The 17,731-nt window shown below is 71.2% G+C and carries 14 protein-coding genes; 7 read left to right on the forward strand and 7 right to left on the reverse strand.

Annotation, left to right across the window (positions count from 1 at the left end):
• Window positions 1-301: 301 nt before the first annotated feature.
• Both AC0AIB_RS25470 and AC0AIB_RS25475 read right to left on the reverse strand, forming a co-directional pair.
• The gene (locus tag AC0AIB_RS25470; RefSeq protein ID WP_328345052.1) at window positions 302-1,027 is read right to left on the reverse strand and encodes a dienelactone hydrolase family protein; all 726 of its coding nucleotides are present in this window, start codon (window positions 1,025-1,027) and stop codon (window positions 302-304) included.
• A gap of 178 nt (window positions 1,028-1,205) precedes the next feature.
• On the reverse strand, window positions 1,206-1,385 hold the full coding sequence (locus AC0AIB_RS25475) for a hypothetical protein (protein WP_328349124.1): 180 nt from the start codon (window positions 1,383-1,385) through the stop codon (window positions 1,206-1,208).
• Between the two features lie 19 nt (window positions 1,386-1,404).
• Here AC0AIB_RS25475 and AC0AIB_RS25480 point away from each other — a divergent pair, with 19 nt between their 5' ends.
• From AC0AIB_RS25480 to pulA, 5 genes are all read left to right on the forward strand, one after another.
• Window positions 1,405-2,085 carry a hypothetical protein gene (locus AC0AIB_RS25480; protein ID WP_328345054.1) on the forward strand — a complete coding sequence of 227 codons (681 nt, stop codon included), beginning with the start codon at window positions 1,405-1,407 and terminating at the stop codon, window positions 2,083-2,085.
• 37 nt (window positions 2,086-2,122) lie between these two features.
• The gene (locus tag AC0AIB_RS25485) at window positions 2,123-2,317 is read left to right on the forward strand and encodes a hypothetical protein (RefSeq protein WP_465097643.1); all 195 of its coding nucleotides are present in this window, start codon (window positions 2,123-2,125) and stop codon (window positions 2,315-2,317) included.
• Between the two features lie 83 nt (window positions 2,318-2,400).
• Entirely contained in the window at window positions 2,401-3,159 is a 759-nt protein-coding gene (locus tag AC0AIB_RS25490) for a hypothetical protein (protein WP_328345058.1), read from the forward strand.
• Window positions 3,160-3,261: 102 nt separating this feature from the next.
• Window positions 3,262-4,038: a cellulose binding domain-containing protein gene (locus AC0AIB_RS25495; RefSeq protein ID WP_465097644.1), complete on the forward strand. Its 777-nt coding sequence runs from the start codon at window positions 3,262-3,264 to the stop codon at window positions 4,036-4,038.
• 153 nt (window positions 4,039-4,191) lie between these two features.
• Window positions 4,192-9,690, forward strand: a complete 5,499-nt coding sequence (gene pulA / locus AC0AIB_RS25500) for a pullulanase-type alpha-1,6-glucosidase (RefSeq protein WP_465097645.1) — start codon at window positions 4,192-4,194, stop codon at window positions 9,688-9,690.
• A gap of 100 nt (window positions 9,691-9,790) precedes the next feature.
• On the opposite strand, the gene AC0AIB_RS25505 is transcribed toward pulA, so the two are convergent.
• The 4 genes from AC0AIB_RS25505 to AC0AIB_RS25520 form a co-directional block, all read right to left on the reverse strand.
• Window positions 9,791-11,449, reverse strand: coding sequence for a hypothetical protein (locus tag AC0AIB_RS25505; protein ID WP_328345063.1), 1,659 nt, complete (start codon window positions 11,447-11,449; stop codon window positions 9,791-9,793).
• 412 nt (window positions 11,450-11,861) lie between these two features.
• The gene (locus tag AC0AIB_RS25510) at window positions 11,862-12,143 is read right to left on the reverse strand and encodes a hypothetical protein (protein ID WP_328345065.1); all 282 of its coding nucleotides are present in this window, start codon (window positions 12,141-12,143) and stop codon (window positions 11,862-11,864) included.
• Window positions 12,131-12,394, reverse strand: coding sequence for a DivIVA domain-containing protein (locus tag AC0AIB_RS25515; RefSeq protein ID WP_328345067.1), 264 nt, complete (start codon window positions 12,392-12,394; stop codon window positions 12,131-12,133). The genes AC0AIB_RS25510 and AC0AIB_RS25515 overlap by 13 nt, the downstream gene beginning before the upstream one ends.
• Before the next feature lie 39 nt (window positions 12,395-12,433).
• On the reverse strand, window positions 12,434-12,991 hold the full coding sequence (locus AC0AIB_RS25520; RefSeq protein ID WP_328345069.1) for a hypothetical protein: 558 nt from the start codon (window positions 12,989-12,991) through the stop codon (window positions 12,434-12,436).
• 222 nt (window positions 12,992-13,213) lie between these two features.
• Between AC0AIB_RS25520 and AC0AIB_RS25525 the strand changes: the two genes are divergently transcribed.
• Entirely contained in the window at window positions 13,214-13,453 is a 240-nt protein-coding gene (locus AC0AIB_RS25525; RefSeq protein ID WP_465097646.1) for a GntR family transcriptional regulator, read from the forward strand.
• Window positions 13,454-13,950: 497 nt separating this feature from the next.
• Here AC0AIB_RS25525 and AC0AIB_RS25530 read toward each other — a convergent pair whose 3' ends face one another.
• Window positions 13,951-15,432, reverse strand: a complete 1,482-nt coding sequence (locus AC0AIB_RS25530; RefSeq protein WP_465097647.1) for an aminopeptidase P family protein — start codon at window positions 15,430-15,432, stop codon at window positions 13,951-13,953.
• Between the two features lie 198 nt (window positions 15,433-15,630).
• On the opposite strand from AC0AIB_RS25530, the gene asnB reads away from it, so the two are divergent.
• The gene (asnB, locus tag AC0AIB_RS25535; protein ID WP_328345075.1) at window positions 15,631-17,592 is read left to right on the forward strand and encodes an asparagine synthase (glutamine-hydrolyzing); all 1,962 of its coding nucleotides are present in this window, start codon (window positions 15,631-15,633) and stop codon (window positions 17,590-17,592) included.
• The last annotated feature ends 139 nt before the right edge of the window (window positions 17,593-17,731 follow it).

The following is a 17,731-nucleotide window of genomic DNA, read 5'->3' on the forward strand; positions in this document are numbered from 1 at the left end:
GGCCTGCGGGGGTAAGGGGGGATGGCCCGGCGGTCGGGGGGACCTGCTTCGGGTGTCCGAGGGGGTGTAACCAACCCGGTGGGGACCGCATTCCGTGGTCGGGGTTCCGGGGGCCGTCTCCCGGGGGAGTGGCGGTGGTATGCCAGGTACAACGCCGCGGCCCCGGCGGCGATTCCGCCGTGGGGGTGGCCCCGGCCACGGGACATCCGGGCACGAACGGGCCTGTCCGGTGCGGAACCTCCGGGATGAACCGGACATCCGGTCGGACGGCGGACGGCGGGCGGTAGGTGGTGGACCCGGGTCAGTCGGCGCGGAGCAGGTCGACCACCGCATCCCGGGCCGCCTGGACCGCAGCCCGGGACTGCGCCGTGTGGTCCAGGATGTCGAAGGCGTGCTGGCCGTCCGGTACCTCCACCAGCCGCACCGGTCGACCGGCCCGGTCGGCGGCGTCGAGGAACGCCGCGATGCCGATCAGCACCTGGGGGATCTTGTCCTGGCCGGCCCTGGTCAGCACCACCGGCGTCGGCGTACCGGCTTCGAGGGCACCGATCGGCAGGAAACGCTTGTCGACGTCCCAGCCGGGCAACGGGACGAGCAGTGGATAGGTCAACGCGATCCCCCGCAACCATGCCGGTGCCGCGCGCAGCCAGTCCGCCGCCAGCAGGCTCCCACCGGAGAAGAACCAGAGCACCACCCGGTCCGCGTCGACCCGCGGATCGGTCCGGACCAGGTCGACCAGGCCGGCGATGTCGTCGGCGGTGGCCGGCAGTTCGGCCAGGTCGGTCACCTGGTAGCTGATAGCGGCGGCGACCAGGCCCTGCTCGGCGAGGAGCGCGCCGTAACCCCGGTAGAGCAACCAGTCACGGGGATCGTCGGTGCCCGGCGGGAGCGGTGCGCCGTGCACCAGCACCACCGCGGGGTGCGGGCCGGCGTCGGCCGGCAGGTGCAGGTCGACCCGGCCCTGCCGCTCGACCAGAGCGCCGGGCGGCGACAGCACGAAGGGCTGCTGCGCGATCGAACCATTCATGCCGGTGAGCCTAAACGCCCGCGGCCTGGCCGGCTGTCCCGCCGACGCGCCGAGAACCGCGCCAACACCGTCGAGATCGCCACGTCACCGCCACGGTGGACGGCCCACCGTCGGCCGGCAGCGCGGGCCATCCGTCGTCCGTCCCGGTCGGCCGCGACGAGGTGACGAGCGGCCCTGGTCAGGCCGACCCGTCGGGCTTCGCGGCCTGGGCGTGCCGCTCGCGCAGCCGGTCCCGGATCTCCTCCGGGGTGTACGCGCGACGACGCCGCTCGGCGCGGGCGACGACCGCCCCGGTCGCGGCGACGCCCGCGAGACCGGCCAACCCGAGAACCTTCCACCACCGCATCCGTTGCCGCATCGGCCTAGGGTAGACGCTCATGAGCATCAGCCTGGACGAGGCCGTCGACCTGACCCGTACCGGTGACGTCTGGGTGTTCCGGGGCCGCAGCGTGCCGGACCGGGCCATCCAGTTCACCACCAACAGTCCCGTCAACCACGTCGGCATGGCGGTGGTGCTTGACGACATGCCGCCGCTGATGTGGCACGCCGAGTTGGGGCGGTCGCTGCGGGACATGTGGACCGGCAGCCACCAACGCGGGGTTCAGCTGCACGACCTGCGCGACGCGGTCTGCGTCTGGGCCAACCGGTACGGTCAGCGGGCCTGGCTGCGTCAGCTCGAACCGTCGGCCGACCTGGCGATGGAGCAGGCGGTGTTGCAGACCGTGGCCCGGCTCGACGGCACCCCGTTCCCCTCCACCGCCCAACTGGCCTGGCGCTGGGCGCGGGGGCGGGTCCCGCATCTGCGCCTGCCGCTGCCCCTGCCGGGTCGGGGCCGGGGCGACGACGGGTCGGCCGACCGGCAGGCCGGGGACCGCGCGCTGGAGACGGCGTACTGCGCGGAGGTGGTGGCGGTGACCTACGAGGCGATGGGCCTGCTGCCGCCCGGCCGCCGGCCGAACTGGTACGACCCGGGCCGGTTCTGGAGCGGTGACGACCTGGACCTGACCGGTGACGCGCGGCTCGGCGCGGAGATCGAGGTGCGGATCCCGCCCCGGTGAGGTTTGCCGACGGCCGGCGACGGCAACTGGTGACGCCGTGAGAGCATCCACCGACATCGACACGCTGAGCGACTTCTCCGACAGGTACGGGGTGGCGCTCACCACCGGCGACGTGCCCGCCATCGCCGGCTGCTACGCCCTGCCGGGGCTGGTGGTCGGGGAACGCTACCGCTACCTGCTGCGGGACACCCAGGACGGCCCGGCGATCTGCACCGTCGTCCGGACCGGCTGAACGGATTCCCGCCCTCCGCCCCCTGTGATCATCTGTACTGGACGGTCGCTAATCTCTGCGTGCGGGGTCGACCGAGGAGGATCATGCCGGGGACGCGTGGGACGCGGTGGACTTCTCGGCTGCCGTACGTGGTCGCCGTCCTGCCCTGGATACTCGCCTCGATCGCGGTGATCGTGCTGATCTTCCTGATGGTCAAGGCGATGGTGGCGGTCTTCGGTCACGACCGTTACGCCGAGCACGGTGCCGGTTCCCGCAGCGAAGCCGTCATGGTGCCGGGGGTGCCGGTGGCGACCGCGTCGGTCCTGCCGTCGTCGTCCCCGTCGCCCACCCGGACCAGGCGGGACTCCGGCGGCTGGCCCGGTGCCGCGCCACCCCCGAACGGGCGGACGCCCACCGCGTCCCGGTCGGCGACGCCGTCGGCATCCGTCACGCCGTCGACCGCGACGCCCTCACCGACGCCGACCACGCTGCTCAACGACGACGCTCCGGGCGTCAACTACCGTGGTCGGTGGGCGGTCTCCCGGGACCGGCCGTACGGCGACCACCGCAACGACGTGCACTACACCTTGCACGACGGGGATTCCTTCAGCTTCACGTTCACCGGCACCGGGCTGGACTACATCACCTCGCGCGACCCCGAGTACGGTGACGCCGACGTGTGGATCGTCGATGCCGGTGGCCGGCCGGTGAAGCAGCAGCGGGTGAGTGCGCGGGCGGACCGGTACCAGCCGCAGCAGACGGTCTTCAGCGTCAGGGACCTGCCCCGCGGGGCTTACACGATCTGGGCGGTCAAGCGCAACGGGGTCTACTTCCAGGTGGACGCGTTACGGGTACGGGGCTGATCCGGGCGAACTGTCCGGTTAGGACAAACTCCGGACGTCGGGCACTTTCCGACAATCACCTGAATCGTTACTCTTCTCGGACGGGGCCGACCAGGGAGGGTCATGTCCGGCATGCGTCGCGCGCAGCCGCGAACACACGGAGCGGGTGCGCTGGCGTCGTCGCCATGGATCGTGGTCGCCGCCGGTGTGCTGGTGATGGTCGTGCTCCTGATCGTCGCGTCGGCGTCGTACCGCAGCCGTGGACCGGCGTTCGAGGCCAGCCCGGCCGATCCGGCACCGACCTACTCGCTGCCCGGATCGGGGGCGACCAACCCCGCGCGGGTGGCGGCGAACCTGCCCGAGCCGGTCGTCCCGGGGCTGACGCCCCGCCGCACCGACCTGCCCCCGGTCGAGCTGCCCGCCGACGTCGTACCGGGTGAGCCGGCGACCGGTGGGGACGCGCTTCCGCCACCGGCCGGCGGGGTGGTCCCGCCGCCGCCCGTGGCCGGGGGCGCGGCGCAGCCCGGCCCGACCACGCCGCCACCGGCACCGCCTCCGCCTCCGCCACCGTCGTCACCGGTGACCGGCCGGTTCCGGGTGATGGACAGCTGGAACAACGAGGCGTTCATCGGCGAGGTGCTGCTGTACAACCGCGACCGGGTGTCCCGGTCCTGGACGGTCCGGCTGGTCCCGCCGGCCGGCAGCCGGCTGGTCACCTCGTGGGTGGAGGGGGCTCCGCAGGGCAGTTCCCGGATGTCCGGCGGGGTGTTCACGTACACCAGCGGGGTTGACGTCGGGCCGGGTACCTCGGTGCCGTTGCGGTTCCACTTCGAGAACACCGGGGGCAGCATCCGGCCGTCGCGGTGCACGGTCGACGGCGTGGCCTGCTCCGGCCTCTGAGCCACGCCACCGGGCAGCCACGCCGCCGGGCAGCCGGTTGACCGCGTCTTGTGCAAGGTTGCTGCTTTGTTGCGACTTGGTTTGCAAGGTATTGCAGAACTTTTCCGCAAGGGCTAGCGTGCGGGCGAATCAGCGACCATAGGAAGGCCGTCGATGAAACCCCCGCCGCTGCCGCGCAAGGCGCTGCTCGCCCTGGTCTCCACCCTCACCCTCGCACTCGTCGGCGTCCCGGTCGCCGTCCGCCAGCTCGGTGCCGACAGCACCGACCGGCCGTCCACCGTCGATGCACTCGCGGCCGCCGGTGCCGCCCAGTGGGGCGCCGAACCCTCCACCGAGGCCCTGCTCGCCGCCGGCACCGGTAGGGGCCGCGCCGAACAGTTCTACTTCGTCCTGCCGGACCGGTTCGCCAACGGCGACCGACGCAACGACACCGGTGGCCTGACCGGCGACCGGCTGCGCACCGGCCTCGACCCGACGGACAAGGGCTTCTACCACGGTGGCGACCTCAAGGGCGTCATCGACAAGCTCGACTACATCCAGGGTCTCGGCACCACCGCCATCTGGCTGGCGCCGATCTTCAAGAACCGTCCCGTCCAGGGCAGCGGCGCGGACGTCTCCGCCGGCTACCACGGCTACTGGATCACCGACTTCACCCAGGTGGACCCGCACTTCGGCACGAACGAGGAGATGAAGCGCCTGGTCACGCTGGCCCACCGGCGGGGCATCAAGGTCTACCTCGACGTCATCGTCAACCACACCGCCGACGTCATCTCCTACGCCGAGGGCAAGTACGCCTACGTCGACAAGAAGACCTCGCCGTACACCGACGCGCAGGGGCGGGAGTTCGAGGACCGCAACTACGCCGACGGCACCCGGGCCTTCCCGAAGGTGAACACCGACGCCGGCCCGTACACGCCGACCTTCGCCAGCGCGGCCGACGCGGGCGTCAAGGTGCCGGCCTGGCTGAACGACCCGACGATGTACCACAACCGGGGCGACTCCACCTTCGCCGGGGAGAACAGCGAGTACGGTGACTTCTTCGGCCTCGACGACCTGTGGACCGAGCGTCCCGAGGTGGTCAAGGGCCTGACCAAGGCGTACGGCGACTGGATCGCCAGCACCGACGTCGACGGTTTCCGGCTGGACACCGTCAAGCACGTCAACCTCGACTTCTGGCCGCAGTTCAGCCAGGGCATCAAGCGCGCCGCCGACAAGGCCGGGAAGAAGGACTTCTTCATGTTCGGCGAGGTCTACAGCGCCGACCAGGAGGTCACCTCCACCTACGTGCGGCGCGGTGGGCTGCCGGCCACCCTGGACTTCTCCTTCCAGGAGGCGGCCCGCGCCTACACCGCCGCCGACGGCCCGGCCAAGGCCCTCGCCGACGTCTACGCCAAGGATTCGCTGTACGCCGCGCGGGACACCGACGCCGGCCGGCTGACCACCTTCCTCGGCAACCACGACATGGGCCGGATCGGCTCGTTCGTCGCCGCCGCCGGTGGGGACGACGCCCGGCAGCTCGGCCGGGACCGGCTCGCCCACCAGTTGATGTTCCTCACCCGGGGGCAGCCGGTCGTCTACTCCGGCGACGAGCAGGGCTTCACCGGCCCCGGCGGGGACAAGGACGCCCGGCAGGACATGTTCGCCACCCGGACGGCGGACTACCTCGACGACGACCTGATCGGCACCACCCGTACCCACGCCAGCGACCAGTTCGACACCACCCACCCGCTGTACCGGACCATCGCCGAGCTGGGCCGGCTGCGGGCCGCGCACCCCGGGCTGCGCGACGGCGTCCAGGTCACCCGGTACGCCGCCGACGGGCCGGGCGTCTTCGCCTTCTCCCGGATCTCCCCGGCCGACCGCACCGAGTACCTGGTGGCGGTGAACAACGCCGGCACCCCGCAGACTGTCACAGTGGACACCTGGACGCCCGGCACCGTATTCACCGGCATCTACGGTGGCACGGCCACCCCGACCACCGGCGCCGACGGGAAGCTGAGCCTGACCGTGCCGGCCGGGTCGGCGGTGGTGTTCCGCGCCGGTCGGGCCGTGCCGCAGGCCACCGCGAAGCCGACCGTCACCCTCACCGCGCCGGGGGCCGACCCGGTCGCCACCCGGGCCGCCGTCACCGCCCAGGTGACCGGGGACCCGCTGGCCACCGTCACCGTCGCCGCCCGGGTCTCGGGTGGCAAGTGGACCCTGCTGGGCAGCGCGCACACCGCGCCGTACACCGTGCACCACGACCTGACCGGGCTGGCCGGGGGCACCCGGGTCGAGTACAAGGCGGTGGTCCGGGACGGGAAGGGACGGACCACCTCCGCCCGGTCGACCGGCGTGGTCGGCACCCCGGCGCAGGGCGCGTCCCGGGACTGGTTGGTGGTGCACTACCAGCGCCCCGCTGGTGGTTACGACGACTGGGGGCTCTACGCCTGGGGCGACCTCGACCCGGCGTACGTGACCGAGTGGCCCGCCGGGCAGCCGTTCGCCGGGGAGGACTCGTACGGCCGGTTCGCCTGGGTCAAACTCAAGCCCGGGGCGAAGTCGGTCGGCTTCCTGGTGGTCGACAAGACCGGCAACAAGGACGTCGCCACCGACCGCACCGTCGACGTGACGACCACCGGCGAGGTCTGGGTCAAGCAGGGCGACCCGGCGCTCTATCCCACCCGGCAGGCCGCCACCGGTGAACCTGACCCGGCCGTCGACCCGGGCACCGCGATCATCCACTGGCGCAAGGCCGACAACGACTACGCCGGGTGGGGCCTGCACCTGTGGGACGGCGCGGCCACCCCGACCGACTGGTCCGCCCCGCTCCTGCCCGAGAAGGTCGACTCGTTCGGTGCGCTGTTCCGGGTGCCGCTGGCTGCTGGCGCGACCGGGCTCAACTACATCATCCACCGCGGCGACGCCAAGGATCAGCCCGACGACCAGCGGCTCGACCTCACCGGGGTCGGCCACGAGGTCTGGCTGCTGGGCGGGGTGCCCGGCCGGCTGCTGCCCACCTCGGCCGCCGGCGCCGGGAAGGACGTCGACATCACGAAACAGCAGGCCCAGTGGATCGACAGGTCCACCGTGGTCTGGGCCACCGGCCCGACCGACGGCAGGGCGTACGCGTTGGTGGCCGCCCCGGCCGGCGGGCTGAGCGTGGTCGACGGCGAGTTGTCCGGGACGTACACCTCGCTGCCGTTGCGGGCGCAGCGCAACGGGCTCACCGAGGTCCAACGCGCGGCCTTCCCGCACCTCTGGGCCCACCAGGCGTTCGGCCTGGACCGGGCGGACCTGGCCCGGGTGCCGGCGGCGCTGCGCGGGCAACTCGTGGTGACCGAGCGGGACGCCGGAGGCGCGCTGCTCCGCGCGACAGGGGTGCAGATCCCCGGCGTGCTCGACGACGTCTACCGCGCCGCCACCGACGCGACGCTCGGCGTCACCTTCGCCGGGAAGGTGCCCACGCTCGCGGTCTGGGCGCCCACCGCCCGGACGGTCGCGCTCGAACTGTTCGACATGCCGTCGGCGTCGCCGCGCACGGTGGCGATGCGCCGCGACGACCGCACCGGCGTCTGGTCGGTGCACGGCAGCCGCGACTGGACCGGCCGCTACTACCGCTACCGGGTCGAAGCCTGGCAGCCGGCCGCCCAGAAGATCGTCACCGCGTCGGTCACCGACCCCTACTCGGTGGCGCTCGCCGCCGACTCCACGCACAGCCAGATCGTCGACCTGGCCGACCCGGCGCTCGCCCCCGCCGGCTGGTCCGGGCTGCGCAAGCCGGCCGCGCCGGCCGCGTCGAAGGCGCAGATCTCCGAGCTGTCGGTACGCGACTTCTCCATCGCCGACAGCACCGTGCCGGCCGGGCGGCGGGGCACCTACCTGGCCTTCACCGACCCGGGCACGGCCGGGATGAAGCACCTGACCGCCCTCGGTGACGCCGGGGTCGACTACCTGCACCTGCTGCCGGTGTTCGACTTCGCCACCATCCCCGAGAAGCGGGCCGACCAGCGGCAGCCCGCCTGCGACCTGGCGAAACTGCCACCGGACTCCGACCGGCAACAGGCGTGCGTCGCGGCGGTCGCCGACACCGACGGCTACAACTGGGGATACGACCCACTGCACTACACGGTCCCGGAGGGCGGCTACGCGGTCGACCCGGACGGGGCGCAGCGGACCGCCGAGTTCCGGCGGATGGTCGCCGGAATCAACGGAGCCGGCCTGCGGGTGGTGCTGGACGTGGTCTACAACCACACCTCCGCCGCCGGCACCGACGCGAAGTCGGTGCTGGACCAGGTGGTGCCCGGCTACTACCACAGGCAGTTGGACGACGGCACTGTCGCCGACTCGACCTGCTGCGCCAACACCGCCCCCGAGCACGCCATGATGGGCAAGCTGGTGGTCGACTCGCTCGTCGTCTGGGCGAAGCAGTACAAGGTGGACGGCTTCCGGTTCGACCTGATGGGCCACCACCCCAAGGCGAACATCCTGGCCGTACGGGCCGCGCTGGACAAGCTGACCCTCGCCCGCGACGGCGTCGACGGTCGGCGGATCCTGCTCTACGGCGAGGGCTGGAACTTCGGCGAGGTCGCCGACGACGCCCGGTTCGTGCAGGCCACCCAGGCCAACATGGCCGGCACCGGTATCGGCACCTTCAACGACCGGCTCCGGGACGCGGTACGCGGCGGCGGTCCCTTCGACGGCAATCCGCGCGTGCAGGGATTCGCTTCCGGCCTCTACACCGACCCCAACGGTGACGAGGTGAACGGCAGCACCGCCGAGCAGAAGGCCCGGCTGCTGCACTCCCAGGACCTGATCAAGGTGGGGCTGACCGGCAACCTGCGCGGTTACCGGTTCACCGACTCCACCGGCCGGCGGGTCACCGGGGCGCAGGTGGACTACAACGGTTCGCCGGCCGGCTACACCGCCGCCCCAGGTGAGGCGGTCACCTACGTCGACGCGCACGACAACGAGATCCTGTACGACGCGCTGGCGTACAAACTGCCGTCGGGCACCTCGGCGGCGGACCGGGCCCGGATGCAGGTGCTGGCCCTGGCCACCACCGCCCTCGGGCAGGGGACCGGGTTCGTGGCGGCCGGCTCCGAGCGGCTGCGCTCGAAGTCGCTGGACCGCAACTCCTACAACTCCGGCGACTGGTTCAACCAGATCCGCTGGGACTGCACCCAGGGCAACGGGTTCGGTGCCGGCCTGCCCCCGGCGGCGGACAACCAGGACAAGTGGTCGTACGCGAAGCCGCTGCTGGCCGATCCGTCCCTGGTGCCGGACTGCGCCGCGATCGACCTGGCCGACGCCCGGTATGCGGAGCTGCTGAGGATCCGGCAGTCCTCGCCGGTGTTCGGGCTGTCCACCGCCGAGCAGGTGCAGCAGCGGGTCGCGTTCCCGCTGTCCGGGGTGAAGGAGACCCCGGGTGTGCTCACCATGACCCTGGACGCCCGGGGGCTGGGCGGCCGGTGGAGGTCGGTGACCGTGGTCTTCAACGGCACCCCGACGGCGGCGAAGCAGACGGTGACCGGTCTGCGCGGCACGGACACCACCCTGCACCCGGTGCTGGCCGGCTCGGCCGACCCGGTGCTGCGGACCGCGTCGTTCGACCGGGCGGCGGGCACCTTCACCGTGCCGGCACGCAGCGTGGCGGTCTTCGTCCAGCGCTGATCCGACGACGACCGGCCCCCCTCCGCGTGGTGCGGAGGGGGGCCGGTGCGCGTCCTGCCCGGTGTGCCGCCGTCACCGGTGGCACGTCACCCGAGGGTGCTCAGCCGAAGCAGTTCGGGATGGTGTCGCCCGGGATGGCCAGGCAGTTGGTCGGACGGTTCGCGACGATTGCGGACTTGTTGTCCACGTTCACCGTGCCCTCGAAGGTGAAGACACCGCCCGGGGCGAAGGTGGCGAAGTTGTCGGCGACCTTCGTCCGGCTGAGGTTGACCTCGCCGAAGGCGTTGAAGATGCCGCCGCCGACGCCGATCGGACCGAGGGCCCGGTTGGCGACGATCTCGGACTCGCGCACAGTGGTGACGCTGTCCACGTTGAACAGCCCGCCGCCGAAGAAGCCGGCGGTGTTCTCCTTGAGGTAGCTCTTCTCGATGGTGACCGCGCTGTCGAAGGCCACGGCCACGCCGCCGCCCACGCCCGCGGTGCTGTTCTTGGCCACCGTCGAGTAGAACACGTTGACCTGGGCGTCCGCTGCGGCGATACCGCCACCGGCGAGCACTGCGGTGTTCGACAGGAGCTCCGTGTAGCGCACGGTGGTGTTGCCCCCGATGTCGAGCAGGCCGCCGCCGAAGCCGAGCGTCTCGTTGTCGGTGATCTTGGACTTCTCGATCAGGACGGTGCCACCGTCGACGTCCTCGGTGAAGATCTCCGCGGCGCCGTTGGAGACACCGCCACCACCGATGACGGCGGTGTTGTCGGTGATCGTGGACTCGTCGACCTTGAGCAGGCCGGCGTTGAAGACGCCACCGCCGAAGAAGAAGGCGGTGTTGTGGGCGACGTCGGTGTGCCGCAGCGACGTGGTGCCGAAGTTGGCGAGCCCGCCGCCGTTGCCACCGGACTGGTTCAGCACCACCGAGGTGTCGAACAGTTCGGCAGTGCCACCCGGCTGCACCAGGATCCCGGCGCCGTCGTTGATGCCCGGCTCCTGGACCAGCGGCGTGACGACCCCAGGCTTGGCCTTCGGCGACACCTGCACGGTGGCCTTGGGCGTGGCCTTCGGCGCGGCCTTCAGGCCGGCCTTCGGGTTCGCCTTCCGGGCGGCGAGCGCCTGGGCCAGCGGCGTGCCGGCCTTCACCTGGGCGGCGAGCGCCTGGGAGTCCGAGAAGGCACCCCAGACCGCCTCCGGCGCGACGGCCGTGAACGCCTCGATGGTCTGACCGCCCTTGATGGTCAGGCCCTTGACGTTCAGGTGACCGCCGGGACCCACGTTGAGGATCCGGAAGTAGTCGGCGGTGGCGTCCCGGGTGATCGTGGTGTGTTCACCCCGCAGGGTGATGTCCTGGGTGATCACCGGCAGGCCGTTGCCGTCCTGGTTGCGGGTCAGGTTGTAGGTGCAGCCCTTGGCCAGGTCCAGCACGCCGCCGTCGCGGCTGTTGGCGAAGACGATGGCCTGGATGAGCTTGTCGGTGTCGCAGGGCACCTCCTTCCCGCGCTCGCGGTCCTTGCCCCCGTGTTCGTCCTTGCCGCCACGGTCCGGGCCCTCGTCGCCACGGCCCTGGTCGCCGTCCTTGGTGACCTGCTGAGTGGTGTTCCACTTCAGTCCGCTCACCCCGACCGCCCCGGCGCTGCCGGCGATGCCCACCGCGGCGAGACTGACCACACCTGTCAACCCGGCGACGCCACTGGCGAGCCAGAGCTTGCGACGGCTCCTGCTCACCGTCGCCCGCGCGGAGGCTTCGTTGTTCGTTAGGTAGTTGGACATCGGAGCTCTCTGCCCTCTCCTCGTACCAGACAGGGTCGCCGCGCCTGAGCGAGCGTCCCCTGCTACAAATCGGTTGTAGCTCCCGAAAGACACGGTATGAGAAGGTTCCTCGCTATGAGGTCAAAACCGAAGAAAGCCCGCTTTGGGGACGCTGTCCGTCGGTCAGGCGCATTCCCGGACGGCCGGGCGTCGCATGCCCACCGCCACCCGCCAACGCAAGATCGTGCTGAAAGCACGAAGTAGTGGCCTCCGTAGTTCCGAAGGCCACTACTTCGTGGTTCGAGCGTGATCGTGAAAGGTGCGCCCGACGTGACGACGCGGAGCGACCTTGAGGTGATCAGTTCGTGATCATTTGCGCGTGACTCGGCACGCCGTGTCGACTACTCGTAGCACGCAGATGATCGTGTGCCGCTCACTCTGGCGTCGGCGCGCACCCGCCGTCGTGGCCGGCGGGGCGTCCGCAGCGACCGGCCGGGCATGGGCGGGGGCCGGGGCCGTCGAGTGGGGCGTCGCACCAGATCCGGGTACGCGTGGACTGCTGGTCTTCCTCGGAGAGGGTGGTCTCGCCGAAGTCGATGGCGAGCACGTGGCCGAGTGAGCGGCGTAACGCCATCGCCAGGGCGGCGGCCTCGTCGACGCTGGTCAGCCTGGTCGGTAGGTGGATGATCCAGCACGGGTCGTTCACCGGGGCCACCCGCTGTTCCGGGCCGTCCGGGTCCGGCGGCAGTCGGTGTGCCCGGACCCCCACCGCCGCAGCGCCGCCCGGATGCGTTCACCCTCGGTGGTGGCGGTGGCCAGGTCGCGGGTGAGGTGTTCCAGTTCGTCGGCGACCTGGTCGAGGAAGGCGTACACCTGGTCGGGGTCGAGACCGCGCCACCGGCGGGTGCCGAAGGTGACGGCGCGGACGTGCTGCGGCAGCAGCCGCCGCCCGGCTCGATAGATCATCCTGTCTCGCCTCTCGGTCGTGTCGGGCTGTGCGGGACTTCAGGTGGTCGCGCCGGACAACCCTTCGGTGTACGACGCCAGCGCGGCGACGGCCGAGGTCAGGCACTCGGCCATCAGGTCGAGCTGTTCGGCGGCGTGCTGCCACTGCCGCGCGGTCGTCTCGGTGTCGTGCTCCTGCCGGGCGGTGGGGTCGGCTGGTGGGGCGTCGGCGGGGAGCGCGTCGCGGAGTTGCCGGCCGGCGGCGGTGACCCGGGCCGGGAGAAGCCGAATCCGATCGGCCGCCGCACTCCACCGGCTGCCCACGCTGTCCAGCACCTCGACCAGCCCACCGATGGTGTCCGGCTCGATGTGCCCGGCGGCGACCCGGAGTCGGCGTACCCCGTCGGTGACCTGCTGGTCGACCTCGCCGGCCAGGTCGAGGGCGTCCCCGCTGCTGCGCCGGGCCAGCCGCAGCGCCGGGTGCGGGCACCCCGCGCCGACACGGTCCAGCAGCACCATCGCGGCGGCCACCCCGAGGTATGTCTCGCGCAGCTCGGCGGCCACCTCCTCGACCGCCCAGATCGCGCTGGCGACCGGCACCTCCGTATTCGTCTCCACCGTGCCTCCTCTGCCTGGCTGGGTGCCGGGGCAGCACGCCGACCAGCCCGGAAGGGGGTTCCTGGCTGCGGGTGCGGCGCACTGCCCCGGCTGGGGATCGACCAGTGCCTAGCTGGGCGTTCCTCAAGGAACTTTACCGATAATGTCGGTGAAGCCAACGATGCGCTTGAAGTTCTTCCCGGCTTCGTGATCAGATGGACGTGCCTAGCTGGGAGTACTCGCATGTCCACATCGCGCAGGTTTGAGCCGCACTATCGACGGATCATCGCTGACATCAGGAGGCGCATCGCCGAAGGCGAGTGGCCGCCCGGTCATAAGCTGCCCTCCACCAAGGAACTGGCGGCCCTGTACGAGGTGGGCAGTCAGTCGACCGTTCGGCAGGCGATCACGATCCTGATCGAGGCTGGTGATCTTTACGGGCATCAGGGCTTGGGTGTCTTCGTTTCGGCTGCTCCCAGGTAACGGGAGGGCGAGTGTGAGCCGGGAGTGAAGCTTCCGCCATGCCCGCAGGCTGCAAGATCGTGCTGCTTCCACGATGTCAACACCTTGGCGTTAACGCCGTGGGCGGCTGGTCAACCCGGGACAGGAAGTGCCCGATCGGGGAGCGGGGTGGGCCCGCTTGGCGATCATGGAGTGGTGGTGCCGACTTTGGGGGTTTTACGGGCGTTCTGTTACCCACCACAACTCCATGATCGGCGAGGCAGCGGTGGTTGACGAACAGCCGTTCCACCTAACGCAACGGTGTTGTCCACGATGTAGTGGTCTCGTGGCGGCGGGATGCCACTGCATCATGGATCGAGCACGATCATGGGCTGTTCCGTCTCGTCCCCCACGGCTGCACGGGCGGGGTGGGGGCGCTACGGGAGCCGGGGCGGGTGGACGACTGCGGCCCCGCCGCCAGTGCGCGCCACCCATCGGGGAACGCCTCCGGCGGCGGAGCCGCTGCGGATGGTGCTCGGTCAGCCGGGGAGGCGGGGGCCTGCCTCGCGCTGCTCGGCCAGCCAGGTCTCCACCTCGTCGGAGCGTCGGGGTAGCCCGGCCGACAGGTTCACCGAGCCGGTCGCGGTGACCAGGATGTCGTCCTCGATCCGGACGCCGATGCCGCGCAGCTCCTCGGGGACCAGCTCGTCCTCCGGCTGGAAGTAGAGCCCCGGCTCGACGGTGAGCACGTAGCCCTCGCCGAGCTGGCCGTCGCGGTACTTCTCCTTGCGTGCGTTGGCGCAGTCGTGCACGTCGATGCCGAGCATGTGGCTGGTGCCGTGCAGGGTCCACCGTCGGTAGACCGTGGAGGCCGGGTCCATCGCCTCGTCGACGCTCACCGGCAGCAGACCGAGATCCTTCAGCGCCTCGGCGAGCACCCGCATCGAGGTCAGGTGCACCTCGCGGAACCCCACCCCCGGCCGGATCGCATCGATGCCTGCCTGCTGGGCGGCGTACACCGCGTCGTAGACCTGGCGCTGCAACGAGGTGAAGCGGCCGTCGACCGGCAGCACCCGGGTCACGTCGGCGGTGTAGAGGTTGCGGTTCTCCACCCCCATGTCCATCAGCAGCAGCTCACCCGGACGGGTCGCGCCGTGGTTGTGCACCCAGTGCAGGATCGTCGCGTGCTCGCCGCCCCCGACGATCGAGTTGTAGCCGACGTCGTTGCCGTCGTGCCGGGCCCGCAGCGCGAAGATCCCCTCCAGCAGCCGCTCGGAGACACCCCGGTCGGCAGGCAGCGCGCGGGCCACGTCCTCGAAGCCGCGTACGGTGGCGTCGACCGCGTCCTGGAGCTGGGCGACCTCCCATTCGTCCTTGACCAGCTTCAGCTCGGCGATCGCGATGGCCAGTTCCCGGTCGCGGGCCGGCTGGCCCTCCTCCCGGGGGCCGTCCCACGGCCGCACCGCCGCGTCCACCCGCTTATCGAAACCGCGCAACACCCGGGTACGCCCCGGCGCCATCCGCGCCAACGCCCCGTCCAGCGCGGTCAGGTCCTCCGTGGGCAGGCCCAGCTCGGTGGACTTCTCGGCAAGCGTGTGCCGCCGGCCCACCCACAGCTCGCCGTGCCTGCTGCGGAAGAACTCGTCGGTCTCCCGCGAGGAGCGGGGGCGCATGTACAGCGTCGCGTCGTGCCCCGAACCGTTGGGACGCAGCACCAGGACGCCGTCCGGGTCATGGTCGCCGGTCAGGTACGCGAAGTCGCTGCCCGGCCGGAACGGATGGTCGGTGTCGTTGGCGCGTACCTTCTCGGTGCCGGTGGGGATGACAAGCGTCTCGCCCGGGAAGGCCGCGGAGAGCGCGGACCGCCGCTTGGCATGGTGCGCGACCTCCGGCCGGGGGCCGACCGGCAGACTGGTGTCCCGCCAGCCCCGCCGCATGAAGGACAGGAACGCCTCCGGAAAATCCGGGTCGTGCGATTCGGTGCCGTCCGCCGGCTTGCCGTCCGTCCGGTCCTCGGCCATGTCGGCTCCCTCCGCCTCGTCGCTCGTCCAGACGGTACCCCGGCGTTGGCCCGGCGGGGTGCCTGCGGTGCCCGCCGACCGCTCCGCGCAGGCGACGCGCGCCGCGTGGAAGTGGGACAGCGGGCGTGTGCCGCGTGGAGAGGGGCAGGTCGTGCGGTGCCGCGCGACCGGATTGCGCCGCGTGGAAAGATGACGACCATGTGCGGACTCCTGGCCTTCTTCAGCGCGAACGGCAACGCCGCCGCCCACCGCGACAACATCGCGGGGGCGTTGGAATGCCTGCACCACCGCGGACCGGACGAGACAGGGGTCGAGGTGGTCGGCGACGCCACCGGCCACTACGCGGACGGGGTGTTCGCGCACAAGCGGCTGGCGATCATCGACGTCGCCTCCAGCCACGAGCCGCTGCCGTACGCCGGCGGTCGCTACCTGCTCACCTTCAACGGCGAGATCTACAACTACATCGAGCTGCGGGAGGAGCTGGTTCGCACCTTCGGGGCCCAGTTCGCCACCGCCGGTGACGGCGAGGTGATCGTCGCCGGCTACCACTACTGGGGCGAGCAGGTGCTCACCCGGCTGCGCGGCATGTTCGCCTTCGTCATCTGGGACCGGCAGGAGCGTCGGGCGTTCGGCGCGCGGGACTACTTCGGCATCAAGCCGCTGCACTACCTGGAGACCGCCGACGGCCTCTACCTCGCCTCGGAGAAGAAGGCGCTGCTGCCCTTCGCGCACTCCTACTACCAGGGCGACGCCGGGATCGACACCGCCAACCTCAGCCACTACCTGACCCTCCAGTACGTCCCCGAGCCCGGCACCCTGCACCAGGGGATCAGCCGGATCGGCTCCGGGGAGTACCTGACCTGGTCCCCGGGGGGTCGGCTGGACGTCCGACGTTGGTACCGGCCGGTGTTCCGGCCCGCCCCGGTCACCGACGAGCAGCGGCTCTACCACGACATCCGGGAGACGCTGCGGGAGAGCGTCCGGATGCACATGCGTTCCGACGTGCCGGTCGGCTCGTTCCTGTCCAGCGGCATCGACTCCACCGCCGTGGTGGCCCTGGCGCGCGAGTTCAACCCCAACATCCTCACCTTCACCGTCGGCTACGACGTGCCCGGCTACTCCGAGATCGACGTGGCCCAGGAATCGGCCCGGCACCTCGACGTGACCACCATCCCGACCAAGATCGGGCCGCAGGACATGATCGACGCGCTGCCGAAGATCGTCTGGCACCTGGACGACCCGGTGGCCGACCCGGCGCTGGTGCCGCTCTACTTCGTCGCCAAGAAGGCCGCCGAGCACGTCACCGTGGTGCTCTCCGGTGAGGGTGCCGACGAGTTCTTCGGCGGCTACACCATCTACCGGGAGCCGCTCTCCCTCGGCACCGTCAACGGCCTGCCCGGCGGGGTGCAGAAGGGCCTGCGCGCGGTCTCCAAGGCGATCCCGCAGGGGGTCAAGGGCAAGAGCTTCCTGGAGCGCGGCACCACCCCGATCGAGCAGCGCTACTACGGCAACGCCCGGATGTTCACCGAGGAGGAGAAGCAGCACCTGCTGCGCCGCTACGACCCCTCGGTGCGCTACACCGACGTCACCGCCCCGATCTACGCCGAGTGCACCGAGCTGGACGACGTCACCAAGATGCAGTACGTCGACCTCTACACCTGGCTGCGCGGTGACATCCTGGTCAAGGCGGACCGGATCTCGATGTCGCACTCGCTGGAGGTCCGGGTGCCGTTCCTGGACCGGGCGGTCTTCGACGTGGCGGCCACCATCCCGGTCGACCTGAAGCTGCCGCCCCGCTCCGACGCCACCAAGTACGCCATGCGTCAGGCGTTGCAGGGGGTCGTGCCGCCGGCCATCGTCAACCGGAGGAAGCTGGGCTTCCCGACCCCGACCCGGGTCTGGCTGCGCGGCGAGATGTACGAGTGGGCCCGGCACGTGCTGTCCACCTCCGGCGCCGGCGACCTGATCGACCTGTCGTACGCGATGCGGCTGCTGGAGGAGCACAAGCGGGAGGAGGCGGACAACTCCCGCAAGGTGTGGACGGTGCTGATCTTCTGCATCTGGCACGCCATCTTCGTGGCCAAGACCCTCGACCCGGGCATCCAGCGCAACCAGTCCGCCCTGCTCACCAAGCCGGTCGTCGGCAGCATGGTCCGCTGACCCCGGGCTGCTCGCCGTGGCGGCCCCCGGCAGGTCCGCGGGCTGCCCGGATCGCCGGTCCACAGGTTGCTGCCCGCGCGTCGGGCACCGGTCCCCGGATGAGTCGGAGGCCCCCGACGGGCGGGGGCCTCCGGTCCTC

Source organism: Micromonospora sp. DSM 43699, assembly GCF_055517075.1.